This is a genomic window from Streptomyces sp. CY-1 (assembly GCF_047218265.1).
Classification (GTDB): domain Bacteria; phylum Actinomycetota; class Actinomycetes; order Streptomycetales; family Streptomycetaceae; genus Streptomyces; species Streptomyces niphimycinicus.
The window spans coordinates 778,200-791,102 of sequence record NZ_CP178393.1; the positions used below are offsets into that span (position 1 = coordinate 778,200).

Consider the following 12,903-nt stretch of genomic DNA (forward strand, 5'->3'; position numbering starts at 1 on the left):
CGCGTGGGATACGTCTGAAGAGGTGACGGAGCGCGGCGAGGAAAGGTGACCGATGGACGGGCGGAAGCCGGGGGACGGGCAGCACCCGCAGGACGGGCTGGCGGAGCGGTTCGAGAAGCACCGCGGCCCGCTGCGGGCGGTCGCCTACCGGATGCTCGGCTCGCTCGGCGAGGCCGACGACGCCGTCCAGGAGACCTGGCTGCGGCTCAGCCGCGCCGACGCCGAGGCGGTCGGGAACCTGTCCGGCTGGCTGCGCACGGTCGTCTCCCGGATCTGCCTGGACATGCTGCGCTCCCGCACCGCGCGCCGGGAGGAACCTGTCGGGCCGGAGCTGCCCGACCTGGCCCGGGAGGCCGGGGACGGCGGCGATCCGGAGGAGGAGGCGGTGCTGGCCGACTCGGTCGGCAGGGCGCTGCTCGTGGTGCTGGACACGCTGGGCCCGGCCGAGCGGGTCGCCTTTGTGCTGCACGATGTGTTCGCGGTGCCGTTCGACCGGATCGCGCCCATCGTGGAGCGGTCACCGGTCGCCGCGAAGAAGCTCGCCAGCCGCGCCCGCCAGAAGGTACGGGGGGTCGCGGCGGTGCCCCGCTCCGAACTGGACCGGCAGCGGCGCACCGTCGACGCCTTCCTCGCCGCCGCGCGGGGCGGGGACATGGCGGCGCTGCTCGCGGTGCTGGACCCGGATGTCGTACGGCGTGCCGACCGCGCCGCCCTGCCCGAGGGGGCGCCGACGGTGGCCCGCGGTGCGCGGGCGGTGGCGGAGGAGACCGCCGGGTTCGCGCCGAGGTCGCGGCTGGCGGAGCCCGCGCTGATCAACGGGGCGGTGGGGATCGTCGTGGCCCCGCGCGGCCGGCTGCTGCTCGCCCTGACCCTCACCGTCGAGGACGAGCGGATCACCGCGTACGAGGTGATCGCCGACCCTGGGCGGCTGAGCCGCCTCGAATTGGGGTTCCTCGACGAGGTGCGGCTACAGGTAACCTCGGCCCATGGGTGATGCGTTGCCGTATCTGATCGTCGCCGGGGTGCTCGCCGCGCTCATGGGCTTCCTCGGCTGGGTGGCGTCCCTCGCCCGTCGGCGAGGCGCGACCGGCGCGGCCCTGCGGGCGGCCCTGGCCTCCCATGACGAGGCGTTCCGGGTGACCGCCCATGACTCCCACCACGAGATCCTGGCACAGGCGGAGCGCAAGGCGCCGATCCTCTCCCCCGACGGTCAGTGGACGCCGAGCCACGCCGCCGCCGGTCCGGGGGACCGTCGGCCCTTTGGAGCGCGGGCTTCCCGGACCCGGCGGGGGCTGCTGCGCCGGTGGGGCCGCCGCATGCGGGGGCGCTGAGGGCCGGCGGGGCCAAGGAGCGCGGGCTGTTCCCCTCCCCGCCCCTTCCCGCAACTGGGGCTCTGCCCCAGACCCCGAGTCCAGGGGCGGGGCCCCTGCCACGCGGTGGAGCCGCATTTCGGGGCTGTGGGAAGGGGCGGGGAGGGGAACACTGCCGCAGCCGTCACGATCCGCCGGACGGCCCTAGGACGTCGCGGCGACGGGGTAGTCGGCTCCGAGGGTGACATCGCGCCAGGCGTCGAAGCCGGCCCTGAGGGAGTCCAGCCTGGCCTGGGCGATGTCGTAGGCGGCCTTGCCCAGCAGCAGCCGCAGTGGGGGCTCCGCCGCCTCCACCGCGCCGATGATGGCCTCGCTCGCCCGGGCCGGGTCCCCGGGCTGGTGGCCGTAGGTGGCCAGGGTGCTGGTGCGCCGCGCGCCCGCGCTCTCGGCGTAGTCCTCGATGGTGACGGCGGACTGCCGCATGGAGGGGCCGGACCAGTTGGTGCGGAAGGCGGCGGGTTCGACGATCGTCACCTTGATGCCCAGCGGGGCCACTTCGGCGGCGAGCGATTCGGAGAGGCCCTCCACGGCGAACTTGGTGGCGTGGTAGTAGCCGGTGGCGCCGAAGGCGGCCAGGCCGCCGAGGGAGGAGATGTTCACGATGTGGCCGGCGCGGCGGGCGCGCATGCCCGGCAGCACCGCCCGGGTGACGTCCACCAGGCCGAAGACATTGGTGTCGAACAGGGCCCGGACCTCCTCGTCCTCGCCCTCCTCGAGAGCGGCGAGATAGCCGTAGCCCGCGTTGTTGACCAGTACGTCGATGGGGCCGAAGGCGGTTTCCGCCTCCTTGACGGCCTCCGCCACCTGGTCCTTGTCGGTGACGTCGAGTGCCAGGGCCAGCGCGCGGTCCCCGTGCCCGGCGACGATGTCGGCCAGTTGCCCGGGGTCGCGGGCGGTGACCGCCGCGCGGTGGCCATGGTCGAGGACGGCGGTGGCCAGTGCCCGGCCCAGACCGGTGGAACAGCCGGTGATGAACCAGACGGGCGAGTCGATCACGCTCATGCGGAAGAGTCCTTCGTCGTGGTGCTCATGGTGTCGTGGGGCGTCTCCACCGCGTCGGCGGCGAGGCTGCCCAGCAGGGACAGCGCCTGTTCGGACGGGCTGCCCGGTTCGGCCTGGTAGACGATGAGCTGCTGACCGGGGGCGCTGTTCACGGTCAGCGCCTCGTACTCCAGCGTCAGCTCCCCGACCAGGCGGTGCCGGAAGCGCTTGGTCTCATGGGTCTTCTGACGGATGTCATGGCGGGCCCACAGCCGCCGGAACGCCTCGCTCTTCAGCGACAACTCGCCTACGACTGCGATCAGTTCGGGGTCCTCTTCGTCGATCCCGGCCGCCGCGCGGAGCCCGGCGACGGTGTTGGCCGCCACCCGCTCCCAGTCGGGGTAGAACTCCCGCGCGTCCGGGTCGAGGAAGACCAGCCGCATCAGGTCCCGGCTGTGGGTATGCCCGTCGAACAGGGCCCTGCCCAGGGTGTTGTGGGCCAGTACGGTCAGACAGCGCCCCAGGACGACGGCCGGTGTCCGCGGCCAGCCCTCCATCATCCGCAGCAGGGTCGGGCTCACCCGCTCCCGCCGCGCGGCCGGGCGGCGTCGGGCGGGGGCCGGACGGGCCAGCCGGTGCAGATGGGCGACCGCGTCCTCCTCCAGCACCAGGGCCCGGGCCAGCGCCTCGGTCACCTGCGCCGAGGGATGCCGCTCCCGGCCCTGCTCCAGCCGTATGTAGTAGTCGGTACTGACCCCCGCCAGCAGGGCGACCTCCTCGCGGCGCAGTCCCGCCACCCGGCGCCGGCCGGCGGGCCGGATGTCCACGTCCTCGGGCCGGACCAGTTCACGGCGGGCGCGCAGAAAGCGCCCCAGAGGGTTCTCGCTGTCCATGAAATCGAGCCTAGACCGGGGAAAGCGGCATCCGGAGCCCGTAAGGTGGCCGCGCTACTCCTAGGCTGGGCCGGAAGGTGCCGCCCCGTGGGCGGCGCCCGCCGTGGCTACCCCGTGGGCGGCGCCCGCCGTGGCTACGCCTCTCGTGAGCGTTTCAGCAGTGCCAGGGAGCAGATGAGGGACACCGCCACCAGCGCCATCTGGTAGATCACGACCGGCACGATCGAGCCGCCGGTCGAGCGCAGGAGCCACTCGCCGACCAGGGGCGCCGTACCGCCGATGAGCGCCGAACAGAGCTGGTAGGAGAGGGAGATACCGGTGTAGCGCACGGAGATCGGGAAGGCGGCGGCGAGCAGTCCGGCCAGGATCGCGTAGTTCATCGCGCCGGTGATGCCCAGCAGACAGATGCCGAGCCCCACGATGACCGGCTGGGTCGTCGAGACACACGCGTACATCACGGGCACCAGCGCGAAGTTGAGGCTCAGCAGGGCCGCCACGGTGCGGCGCGGGCCGAAGCGGTCGGCCAGCAGCACCCCGAAGGGCTGGGTGAAGAACTGGATGACGCTGTAGACGAGCAGCACGTTCAGCATGGTGGAGCGCTCCATGCCAAGGCTGCCGGTGGACCAGGACAGGACGAAGGTGGTGATGAAGTAGGTGGCGGCGATGCCGATGGAGCTGGCGAGCACGCCGAGGGCGAGGGTTCCGGGGTGGCGGGTGACCAGCTCCCGCAGGGGGACCTTCGCGACCCGCTTCTCGTCGCGCAGCCGGGCGAACTCCGGGGACTCCTCGACCTTGAGGCGCACGACGAGGCCGATGACCACCATCACGGCGGAGAAGAGGAACGGAACGCGCCAGCCCCAGGCGTCGAAGTCGTCGTCCGGAAGCTGGGTGAGCAGCGCGAACATCCCGGTGGCCAGGATCGATCCGGCCGGTGACCCCTGCTGGGCGAAGGCGCCGAACGACAATGCCTTCCCCTTGGGGGCGTGTTCGCTGGCGATGAGGACGGCGCCGCCCCATTCGCCGCCGACCGCGATGCCCTGCACCATGCGCAGCAGCACCAGCGCGATGGGCGCGGCGACACCGACCTCGTCGTAGCCGGGGAGCAGCCCGATCAAGGTGGTGGCGATACCCATCATCAGCAACGTGGTGACCAGGGTCTTCTTCCGGCCGATCCGGTCGCCGAGGTGACCGAAGACGATGCCGCCGATCGGCCGGGCGAGGAATCCGAGCCACAGGCTGCCGAACGCCTCCAGCGCGCCGGTGGTGCCACCGCCGCCGCCGAAGAAGATCTTGCCGAGGACGAGCGCGGACGCGGTGGAGTAGATGTAGAAGTCGTACCACTCGACGGTGGTGCCGATGAACGAGGCGAGACCCGCCTTGCGGGCGGTCCGCTCGCGGTCGGTGGCCGGGGCGCGGTCCGTGGCCGCGGCGGTGGCGGTGGGCTTGCTCATGGTCAGCGTCCAGAGATGCGGTCGGCGAGACGGGCGATGGGTGATGTGGTGGTGCGGCCGGAGGACTCGGAGCGGTCGGCGGCGCGGTACGCGGCGTACATGCCGTGCACCCCGATCCACCGGAACGGTTCGGGCTCCCATCGACGGGTGCGGTGGCCGACCCAGGGCAACGCGGTCAGCTCGGTGGAACGACCGAGCAGCAGATCGGACAGGGTGCGTCCGGCGAGGTTGGTGGCGGCCACGCCATGGCCGACGTATCCGCCCGCGAAGCCGAGACCGGTGGCCGGGTCGTAGTCGATCGAGGCGCACCAGTCGCGGGGTACGGCCAGCACCCCCGACCAGGTGTGGTCGATGGCGGCCTCGGCGGTGTCCGGGAAGAGGCCGGTGAGGATCCGCCGCAGGGCGCGCACGGTGTCCGCGCTGGTCTGTCCGACCCGGTCGGTGCGGGAGCCGAACTTGTAGGGCACGCCGCGGCCGCCGATGGCGATCCGGCCGTCCGCGGTGCGCTGTCCGTAGGTGTAGGCGTGGGTGGCGTCGCTGAGGAGTTCCTGCCCCGCCCAGCCGACCCGCTTCCACAGCTCGTCGGGGAGCGGTTCGGTGACGATCATCGAGGAGTTCATCGGCAGCCAGGTGCGCCGCTCTCCGTCGATGCCGCTGGTGAACCCCTCGGTGGCGCGGACGATCCGGCCCGCGCGGATGGTGCCGAACGGGGTGCTGACCAGGCCGGGGGCGATGGCGGTGACGGGGGTGGACTCCAGGATCCGTACGCCCCGCGCCTCCACCGCGCGGGCCAGGCCCCGCACCAGCTTGGCCGGGTGGACCCGGGCGCAGTGCGGATTGTGGTATCCGCCCAACGCCCCGTCCAGGCGCAGCCGCTCGGCGACCCGGGGTGCGCTCAGCCACTCCAGGTCCTGTGCGCCCCAGTGCCGCATCTGGTCGTACGCGGTGCGCAGCCGGGGCAGTTGGGCGGCGCCATGGGCGACGGTGAGATAGCCGCTCTTGACGATGTCGGCCTCGATGCCCTCGGTACGGGCCACCGAGATCACCTCGTCCACGGTGTGGATCATCTCCCGCTGGAGGGCGATGACGGCCTCGCGCCCGCGCTTCCTCGCATAGGTCCCGGCCGATCCGGCGATCTTGCAACTGAGCCAGCCGGCGTTCCGCCCCGAGGCGCCGAATCCGGCGAACTCCCGGTCCACGACGGTGATATCGAGATCGGGGGCGGCCTGCTTGAGGTAGTACGCGGTCCACAGCCCGGTGAAGCCCGCGCCCACGACGCACACATCGGTGGCGAGGTCGCCGTCGAGGGGCGGACGCCGTTCGGGGAAGCCGGTCTGGCGGTACCAGAAGGACACATTTCCGTTCAGCACTGCGGTACTCAGCCAATCGTGGTCGTACGGCCGCTGGTCGGGCGGCCTGGGGATGGCCCCGGTTTCGTCGCGGATCGAGGAGGGTGGACCGAGGAGCCTGGACCCAGGGGTGCGGGTCAGTAGCTGGGTGGGCTGATCACCCACAGCACCCGGGCGGCCGCCGCGGCCGTCTCGCTCAGCCGGTGCGGTACGGCGGAGGAGTAGCGGATGCTGTCACCGGCCCCGAGGGTGAAGGAGCGGTCGCCGAGCTGGAGGGAGACCGTGCCCTCGAGTACGTAGAGGAACTCCTCCGAGTCGCCGTGGCTGTAGAGGGTCTCCCCCGTGGAGCCATGGGCGTCGAACTCCCCCAGGAACACCTCGAGATGGTGCTGCGGTCCCGGGGTCAGCCGGAACTTGCGCCCGCCGAGCACTCCGAGGGCGAGCCGGGGCGCCTCCTCGGCGCGCAGCACGCTGGGGCCGCTGGTGAAGTCGTCGCCGAACAGGTCGGCCACCTTCAGGCCGAGCGCGGCGGCGACCTGCTGGAGGGTGGCGATGCTGGGGTTGGCCTGCCCGCGCTCCATCTGGCTCAGATAGCCCTCACTGATCGCGGCGGCCTCGGCGACGGTCCGCAGCGTCAGCCGTCGTGCCTTGCGCAGCGCACGCAGCCGGTCGCCTACGGACTCGTCGCCGGTACCGGCGACCCGGTCCGTGGGGTGTTCGTTCTCCATGGCCGGACACGCTAAGAGCGCTGAGCGGCTGGCACAAGAGTCTGTACTGAAAACTCAGAAATCTTTACTGGCGGAGTCCGGCGATACTGACGAGGTCCGGCGCTACTGGCGGGATCCGGCGCTCAGTCCGTCCAGGGTGAGGTCGAGAAGCCGGTCGGCCTGCTCCCGCTGTTCGGGCTTTCCCGAGGCGAGGGCGATGCCGGTGAGGGCGGCGAACATGTCGGTCGCGCTGATGTCGGACCGGATCACCCCGGCCGTGACGGCGGCGTCCATCAGCCGGGAGAGAGCGCCCTGGATCATCTCGTGACTCTGGGCGTACGGATTGACGCCCGACGCGACGACGCCCCGCAACGCGTCCGCCATGCCCAGTTTGGCGTTCGCGTAGTCCATGAAGCAGCCCAGCCACGCGCGCATCGCCTCACGCGGGGGCAGGGTCGCCAGCAGCTCGGGGGCGGCATCGCAGAGCCGGGCCAGCTCATTGCGGTAGGCGGCCTCGATCAGCAGCTCGCGGGTCGGAAAGTTCCGGTAGAGGGTGCCGGTGCCCACACCCGCCTCCTTGGCGATGCGCTCGAGGTGGGCGTCCAGCCCTTCCTCGGCGAACACCCGCACCGCGGCGGAGAGGATCTTCTCCCGGTTGCGCTGTGCGTCGGCCCGCAGCGGACGCCCTGGATCCCTGACCATCGGCGGCTCTCCTCATTCCCCGGTTGCTAAGTGGAGGCGCATCCACTTAGTGTGTGTCGAGTGAAGTGGAGGCGGCTCCGGTTCCCACTGTAGGCCATCGCCGCCTCCCCCGCTTTCTCCCGCAATCCCCCTGGAAGGACTCCCCATGATGTCCGGTATCGAAGGCAAGGTCATCGCCATTACGGGCGCGAGCAGCGGCATCGGCGAGGCCACCGCCCTGCTCCTCGCCGAGCGCGGTGCCAAGGTCGTCCTCGCCGCGCGGCGGTCGGACCGCATCGAGGCGCTGGCGGCGCGGATCACCGAGGCGGGCGGCGAGGCCGTCCCCGTCGTCACCGATGTCAAGCGGCGCGCGGATCTGTCCCGGCTGGTCACGACGGCACGCGAGCGGTACGGAAAGCTCGATGTACTGGTCGGCAACGCCGGTATCAGCCCGATCTCCGCCCTCGACGATCTGCGTGTCGAGGACTGGGAGGAGATGGTCGACGTCAACGTCAAGGGCGTGCTGTACGGCATCGCCGAGGCCCTGCCCGTCTTCCGCGAGCAGGGCTTCGGGCATTTCGTCCACACCCTCTCCACCGCCGGGCTGAAAATCGTCCCGACGATGTCGGTCTACGCCGGGACCAAGAACGCCGTACGCGCCATCTCCGAGGGGCTGCGCCAGGAGGCGGGCGAGTCGCTGCGGGTGACCACCGTCTCGCCGGGGTACATCCGGACGGAGCTCGCGCATTCCATCACCGATCCGGGCGCGAGGAGCGAGATCCAGGCCGGCATGGACAAGATCGCGATCTCCCCGGACGCCATCGCCCGCGCCATCGCGTTCGCCATCGAGCAGCCGTCCGGTGTCGACGTCGGCGAGATCGTGGTCCGCCCCACCGCACAGGGCTGAGGCCCGCGCCCGACGGTCAACCGCCGGGTGTACGGCCGGTGTCCAGGAGCGCGGCATGGACGGCCGCGGTGAGGACCACGGCCGCGAGTGTCCATGAGATCCAGTTGCCCGGGTCGGGCAGCCATTGGCGTCCGAGCGCGATCGGATAGATGGCCACCGCGTACCCGGCGGGCACGGTGGGCGGCACGATCCCCTTACGGGCGGCGCCGAGGAACAACAGCGGCGCCAGCAGCCCGGCGGAGAACACCACGCCCACCACCCACAGCACCCGGTGGCGCGGGCCGCTGTACAGAGTGGGCCGCGCGGATGTTCCGGTGGAATATTCGTTCACGATGGCCTTTCGCTCGGTGCGGAGTGCAGACGATTGAGTGCGTGGTGTGCGCTCACGGCGCCGATGCCCTCCAGATCGCGAAGCTGGCGCGCGGAGAAACTGGAGAGTAGTTCGAGATTATCGATACCAGCTCTGAGTAATGCATTGGCCAAACGATGTCCGATTCTGTCGTGTCCGAGGGCATCGAAAAGTTCGCCCCCCTCACAGGAACCGCAGCGTCGTCCGGGCTTGCTCGGCGCCTTTTCCCGGACGCCGCACCCACCGCACATATCGATCACCCGGTCATCCCATCGCGCCCTGGACCAGCTCATTTTGACGATGGCTTCGCGGAGCGCACCGATGCTGTCGGCCGCGGAGGAGGAATGCGTGGCGCCACAGATGTCACATCGAATGGTGATCGAATGGCTCATGTGAGCATGATGGCAGAGCGGCCTCCAACGGGCCTTCCCTGTCATCGCTTTGCGGCCGTTCGGCCCCCCATCGAGACATGCGTTTCTCACAGCCGCTTGATGACAAATGCGACTGTTACGCCGCCCGGAGTGGTGAAAGCGTGAGCCATCAGTGGACAGCGAAGTGTCCGGGGGGTCCGCGCGAGCCGTCGTCAGCGGCTTGAATCCCGTCGGTATGGACGGGAAACGCACCAGCGACAAATCGGGATCCGGCCGAGTGCTGTCACCGCGAGCCCCACCGGGCTCTCCTGACCGACAACGGAAACGGCTGGGTGATGAGAGACAACGCCACTGACAGGGGCGCGGACGATACGAGGGGGCGCCGTCATCCGCGATGGCGCGTGTCCGCGGCACTGGGTCTGACGGCGGTGCTGGCGGGCGGCGGGATCGCCGCCCTCCGGACGGCCGGATCGCCCGCGTCCGATGCCCCGGAGCCGGCGGCCGTCGTCGCCTCGCACTCCGGCCGGCTGACACCCGGGGAGTCGCGTGAGGCGTCCCGCATCGCCATCGACGCCACCGCCCGGCCCGGGACCGCGCCCGCGCGGGGCGGCCAGGACACTGAGAAGGACACCGCGGGCGGGGAGCGGAACGCCGCGGGCGGTTTTGGCGCCGAGCCGCTGGACACCCGCCGTCCGCCCCGACCCAAGTCGGCCTCCTCCGCCCCGGACAGCCGGGCCGAGGTCCAGCTCTACGACTACGCCTCGGACACCCTCATCACCCGGCTGGTGGATCTGCGCTCCAAGAAGGTCCTCGACTCCGCCCGGCAGCACGGCGTCCAGCCGCCTCCCACCCTGGCCGAGGCCCGTGAGGCGGTGAAGGTCGTCCTGGCCGACCGCCGGCTCGGCCCGGGGATGCGCGACTCCTACACCTCGCAGACCGGGAAGCGGCTGACCTCGCCCTCCCAACTGCGCCTCCAGAGCATGTCGTTCCTCGGCTCCCGCGCCAAGGGGGTGGACGGCGCCCGGAAGGTGTCCCGATGCGGTGAGCACCGGTGTGTGCAGCTCTTCGTGCGCCTTCCGGGTGGCAAGTGGATCGACACCAGCCGGATCGTCATCGATCTGTCGGCCAGGCGCGCCGCCGTCATCGGCCTGTGAGGGGGGCTTCGTCCGTGTCCAGTCTGTTTCGGCGTGCCCGTGTGCTGGTCGCCGTGGTGGGATTGCTGGCCCTGTGGGTGCCGGGCCCGGCGTCCGCCGCACCCCCGAGGGCCTCGGCGGCGCCGTCCTGCCCCGCCGCGGATCGCATCGACACCACCCTGAAGAACGGTGCCCGGTGGCAGATGTGCTGGGACATCGACCGCAACACCGGTGCGGTGCTCAGCGATGTGACCTACACCCCGAACCGCGGCGCCCCCACCCGGGTCCTCAAGAGCGCCTCGCTCGCCGAGGTGCATGTGCCCTACGACAGCGGCCGGCCGCGCTTCTACGACGTGTCCGCGATCGGCTTCGGCGATCTGGAGCAGGGCACACTCACCCCGCTCAGCGCCAAGGACTGCCCCGACGGGCGGCTGCACGACTTCCGGGACACCCCCGTGCTGTGCGCCGAGGAGCAGCCCCGGCCGTTCGCCTACAAGAGCGCGGTGGAGAAGGGCGTGCTGCACGGCACCGACCTGGTCGTCTTCTCGGTCTCCGAGATCGGCTGGTACGACTACATCACCGAGTGGCGCTTCTCGGACGACGGTTCCATCACTCCCCGGTCGGGCGCCACCGGGAGCCTCTCGCCGTTCCAGTTCTCCGACGCGAGCAGCGGCTGGCCGACCGGGGTGGGCTCCACCCGGTTCAGCGAGAACCACTCGCACAACATCTTCTGGCGGCTGGACTTCGACGTCGACGGACAGTCGGCGAACACCGTGGAGCAGTACGACTACCTGGGCAGCGGTACGGCCGAGCGCACCACCAGGCGCACGGTGCTCTCCCATGAGACCGCGGCGGACCTCGCGCCCACCCGATTCTGGCGGGTGGTGAACCCCACGGCCGAGAACTCCGACGGCCACGCCAAGTCCTGGGAGATCGACAACCACCACAGCGATCAGTACCGGGGTCCGCAGGAGACCGAGGAATTCACCCACCACGACATGTACTTCACGCAGTACCGGGAGTGCGAGCGGCTGGCCTACGGCAACACCGCCCCGGACTGCGCCGCCTCGGTCGACAAGTACACCGGCGACGAGAAGCTCACCGATCCGGTCGCCTGGGTCAGCGTCGATTTCCACCATGTGCCCAGGGACGAGGACCAGGACCCGATGCCCACCCACTGGCAGGGCTTCACGATCGTGCCCCGGGATGTCACGGCCACGAGCCAACTGCCATGACCCGGCCCCTGTCGCCCATCCCGTTCCGTCCCCCGGCAAGGAGTGCACCGTGTTACGTCCGACCCCGGCACCGTCCGTCGAGCGGTCGAAGATACGCCGCGTCCTCGAGGACCGGCTGACCGCCCTGGCCCGCGCCCATCAGGTGCCCGGCGCCCAACTCGCCGTACACACCGGCGGGATGACGCTCGCCGTGGAGACCGGTGTCCTGGACGCGGAGACCGGCGAGCCGTTCACCGCCGAGGCGGCCGTGCCCATCGGCTCCGTCACCAAGGCGTACACCGCGACCGTGGTGGCGCTGCTGGTGGCGGACGGCGATGTGGAGCTGGACGACCCGCTCGGCGACCATGTGCCGGAGCTGCGCCGGGGCGGTCCGCCGTGCACGGTGCGCCAGGTGCTCAGCCATACCGCGGGGCTGCCGTCCGGGCCCGACTCGGACCAGGTGGCCTCGGTGACCGCCGCGCGCTATCTGCTGGACCACTGCACCGACCGCAGCCTGGTGATGCCCCCGGGCACGGACTTCTCCTACTCCAACGCGGGCTATGTCGCGGCGGGCCGGCTGATCGAGGCGGTCACCGGGATGAGCTGGCAGGAGGCCATGCGGTCGGTGCTGCTCGATCCGCTGGGCACCGTGCCGTCCTTCATCGGCACCGCCACCACTCCGCACCGGCCGACCGCGCGCGGCCACTCGGCCAACACGGCCACGGGCAGAACGAGACCGGTGCGGCAGAACCTCGCCCCCGCCGAGGCCGCGGCCGGTGCGCTGCGGGCCGGCGCCCTCGATCTGGTGGCGCTGGGCCGGGCCCATCTCGGCGACGGCCCGCGCGGGTTGCCGCCCCATGAGCTGGCGGAGGAGATGCGCCGCCCCGTGCCCGGCGCCGATCCCGGTGTGCTGGCCGACGGCTGGGGCCTGGGCTGGGCGCTCTTCCGGCACGGCGAGACGCTGTGGTTCGGACACGACGGCAACGCCCAGGGCACCTCGTGCTCGCTGCGGGCCGATCCCGCGACCGGGGTGGTGGTCGGCTTCACCGCCAACGCGGGCGGCGGCACCGAGCTGTGGAACGAACTGACCGATGTCCTCGGCGAGGTCACCGGCGTCCGGGTGCCCGCCAGCCCCACCCCGCGTCACTCGGCCACCCCCATGGCCGTGACCTCGCAGTGCACCGGGATCTATCTCAACGGCGACATCGAGTACCAGGTGACCATGGGCGACGGTGGTGGCCTCGCCCTGTCCGTGGACGGCGACCTCCCCGCGCCGCTGGTCTGCCATGAGGACCTCACCTGCGATCTGGTGGACCCGTCCTCCGGACGCCGGATCCCCGGCGGGCGCTTCGTCCGCGATCCGCGCACCGGCGCCGTCGACCGGATCCAGCTCTCGGGCCGGATGGCCCGTAAGAGCGCCCTGGTCTGAGGCCCCACCGCCCACACGCACGGTCGTCTCCCCACATCTCCCCGGCCGGGTGCGGGCGCCCCGGTTCG

Annotated in this window: 14 protein-coding genes; 6 read left to right on the top strand and 8 right to left on the bottom strand. The window is 71.3% G+C overall.

Annotated features, from left to right (window positions below; all coding sequences use genetic code 11):
* Positions 1–52: 52 nt before the first annotated feature.
* Complete coding sequence (locus tag ACK1X7_RS03600) at positions 53–994, top strand: sigma-70 family RNA polymerase sigma factor (protein ID WP_398160389.1); 942 nt, start codon at positions 53–55, stop codon at positions 992–994.
* Positions 987–1,331, top strand: a complete 345-nt coding sequence (locus ACK1X7_RS03605; RefSeq protein ID WP_390794563.1) for a hypothetical protein — start codon at positions 987–989, stop codon at positions 1,329–1,331. Before ACK1X7_RS03600 ends, ACK1X7_RS03605 begins: the two co-directional genes overlap by 8 nt.
* Positions 1,332–1,514: 183 nt before the next feature.
* Here the strand turns inward: ACK1X7_RS03605 and ACK1X7_RS03610 are convergent, their stop codons facing one another.
* The 6 genes from ACK1X7_RS03610 to ACK1X7_RS03635 form a co-directional block, all read right to left on the bottom strand.
* Positions 1,515–2,372, bottom strand: a complete 858-nt coding sequence (locus ACK1X7_RS03610) for an oxidoreductase (protein ID WP_413114616.1) — start codon at positions 2,370–2,372, stop codon at positions 1,515–1,517.
* Positions 2,369–3,244: a helix-turn-helix transcriptional regulator gene (locus ACK1X7_RS03615; RefSeq protein WP_413114617.1), complete on the bottom strand. Its 876-nt coding sequence runs from the start codon at positions 3,242–3,244 to the stop codon at positions 2,369–2,371. Before ACK1X7_RS03615 ends, ACK1X7_RS03610 begins: the two co-directional genes overlap by 4 nt.
* Before the next feature lie 134 nt (positions 3,245–3,378).
* Positions 3,379–4,695: an MFS transporter gene (locus ACK1X7_RS03620; protein ID WP_385152721.1), complete on the bottom strand. Its 1,317-nt coding sequence runs from the start codon at positions 4,693–4,695 to the stop codon at positions 3,379–3,381.
* A gap of 2 nt (positions 4,696–4,697) precedes the next feature.
* Positions 4,698–6,065: an NAD(P)/FAD-dependent oxidoreductase gene (locus tag ACK1X7_RS03625; RefSeq protein WP_413114618.1), complete on the bottom strand. Its 1,368-nt coding sequence runs from the start codon at positions 6,063–6,065 to the stop codon at positions 4,698–4,700.
* 116 nt (positions 6,066–6,181) lie between these two features.
* Complete coding sequence (locus ACK1X7_RS03630) at positions 6,182–6,772, bottom strand: helix-turn-helix domain-containing protein (protein ID WP_385152727.1); 591 nt, start codon at positions 6,770–6,772, stop codon at positions 6,182–6,184.
* Positions 6,773–6,874: 102 nt separating this feature from the next.
* Positions 6,875–7,453, bottom strand: a complete 579-nt coding sequence (locus tag ACK1X7_RS03635; RefSeq protein WP_385152730.1) for a TetR/AcrR family transcriptional regulator — start codon at positions 7,451–7,453, stop codon at positions 6,875–6,877.
* A gap of 148 nt (positions 7,454–7,601) precedes the next feature.
* On the opposite strand from ACK1X7_RS03635, the gene ACK1X7_RS03640 reads away from it, so the two are divergent.
* Positions 7,602–8,339 (top strand): SDR family oxidoreductase, encoded by a 738-nt coding sequence (locus ACK1X7_RS03640; protein WP_385152733.1) that lies wholly within the window; start codon positions 7,602–7,604, stop codon positions 8,337–8,339.
* A gap of 16 nt (positions 8,340–8,355) precedes the next feature.
* On the opposite strand, the gene ACK1X7_RS03645 is transcribed toward ACK1X7_RS03640, so the two are convergent.
* Both ACK1X7_RS03645 and ACK1X7_RS03650 read right to left on the bottom strand, forming a co-directional pair.
* Positions 8,356–8,670, bottom strand: coding sequence for a hypothetical protein (locus tag ACK1X7_RS03645; RefSeq protein ID WP_385152736.1), 315 nt, complete (start codon positions 8,668–8,670; stop codon positions 8,356–8,358).
* Positions 8,667–9,080, bottom strand: a complete 414-nt coding sequence (locus ACK1X7_RS03650) for a helix-hairpin-helix domain-containing protein (RefSeq protein ID WP_385152739.1) — start codon at positions 9,078–9,080, stop codon at positions 8,667–8,669. The genes ACK1X7_RS03645 and ACK1X7_RS03650 overlap by 4 nt, the downstream gene beginning before the upstream one ends.
* 380 nt (positions 9,081–9,460) lie before the next feature.
* Here ACK1X7_RS03650 and ACK1X7_RS03655 point away from each other — a divergent pair, with 380 nt between their 5' ends.
* Genes ACK1X7_RS03655 through ACK1X7_RS03665 form a run of 3 tightly spaced genes read left to right on the top strand, consistent with a single transcriptional unit; the run spans position 9,461 to position 12,835 of the window.
* Positions 9,461–10,213: a hypothetical protein gene (locus ACK1X7_RS03655; protein WP_398160385.1), complete on the top strand. Its 753-nt coding sequence runs from the start codon at positions 9,461–9,463 to the stop codon at positions 10,211–10,213.
* A 14-nt stretch (positions 10,214–10,227) separates the two neighbouring features.
* Positions 10,228–11,427 carry a copper amine oxidase gene (locus ACK1X7_RS03660; RefSeq protein WP_385152745.1) on the top strand — a complete coding sequence of 400 codons (1,200 nt, stop codon included), beginning with the start codon at positions 10,228–10,230 and terminating at the stop codon, positions 11,425–11,427.
* 49 nt (positions 11,428–11,476) lie between these two features.
* Positions 11,477–12,835, top strand: a complete 1,359-nt coding sequence (locus ACK1X7_RS03665) for a serine hydrolase domain-containing protein (protein WP_385152748.1) — start codon at positions 11,477–11,479, stop codon at positions 12,833–12,835.
* Positions 12,836–12,903 lie beyond the last annotated feature (68 nt).

What these genes read in the sequence shown, in the direction of transcription:
- ACK1X7_RS03600 (WP_398160389.1), top strand. Translation starts at nt 53, where the DNA reads ATGGACGGGCGGAAGCCGGGGGACGGGCAGCACCCGCAGGACGGGCTG.
- ACK1X7_RS03605 (WP_390794563.1), top strand. Translation starts at nt 987, where the DNA reads ATGGGTGATGCGTTGCCGTATCTGATCGTCGCCGGGGTGCTCGCCGCG.
- ACK1X7_RS03610 (WP_413114616.1), bottom strand. Translation starts at nt 2,372, where the DNA reads ATGAGCGTGATCGACTCGCCCGTCTGGTTCATCACCGGCTGTTCCACC.
- ACK1X7_RS03615 (WP_413114617.1), bottom strand. Translation starts at nt 3,244, where the DNA reads ATGGACAGCGAGAACCCTCTGGGGCGCTTTCTGCGCGCCCGCCGTGAA.
- ACK1X7_RS03620 (WP_385152721.1), bottom strand. Translation starts at nt 4,695, where the DNA reads ATGAGCAAGCCCACCGCCACCGCCGCGGCCACGGACCGCGCCCCGGCC.
- ACK1X7_RS03630 (WP_385152727.1), bottom strand. Translation starts at nt 6,772, where the DNA reads ATGGAGAACGAACACCCCACGGACCGGGTCGCCGGTACCGGCGACGAG.
- ACK1X7_RS03635 (WP_385152730.1), bottom strand. Translation starts at nt 7,453, where the DNA reads ATGGTCAGGGATCCAGGGCGTCCGCTGCGGGCCGACGCACAGCGCAAC.
- ACK1X7_RS03640 (WP_385152733.1), top strand. Translation starts at nt 7,602, where the DNA reads ATGTCCGGTATCGAAGGCAAGGTCATCGCCATTACGGGCGCGAGCAGC.
- ACK1X7_RS03650 (WP_385152739.1), bottom strand. Translation starts at nt 9,080, where the DNA reads ATGAGCCATTCGATCACCATTCGATGTGACATCTGTGGCGCCACGCAT.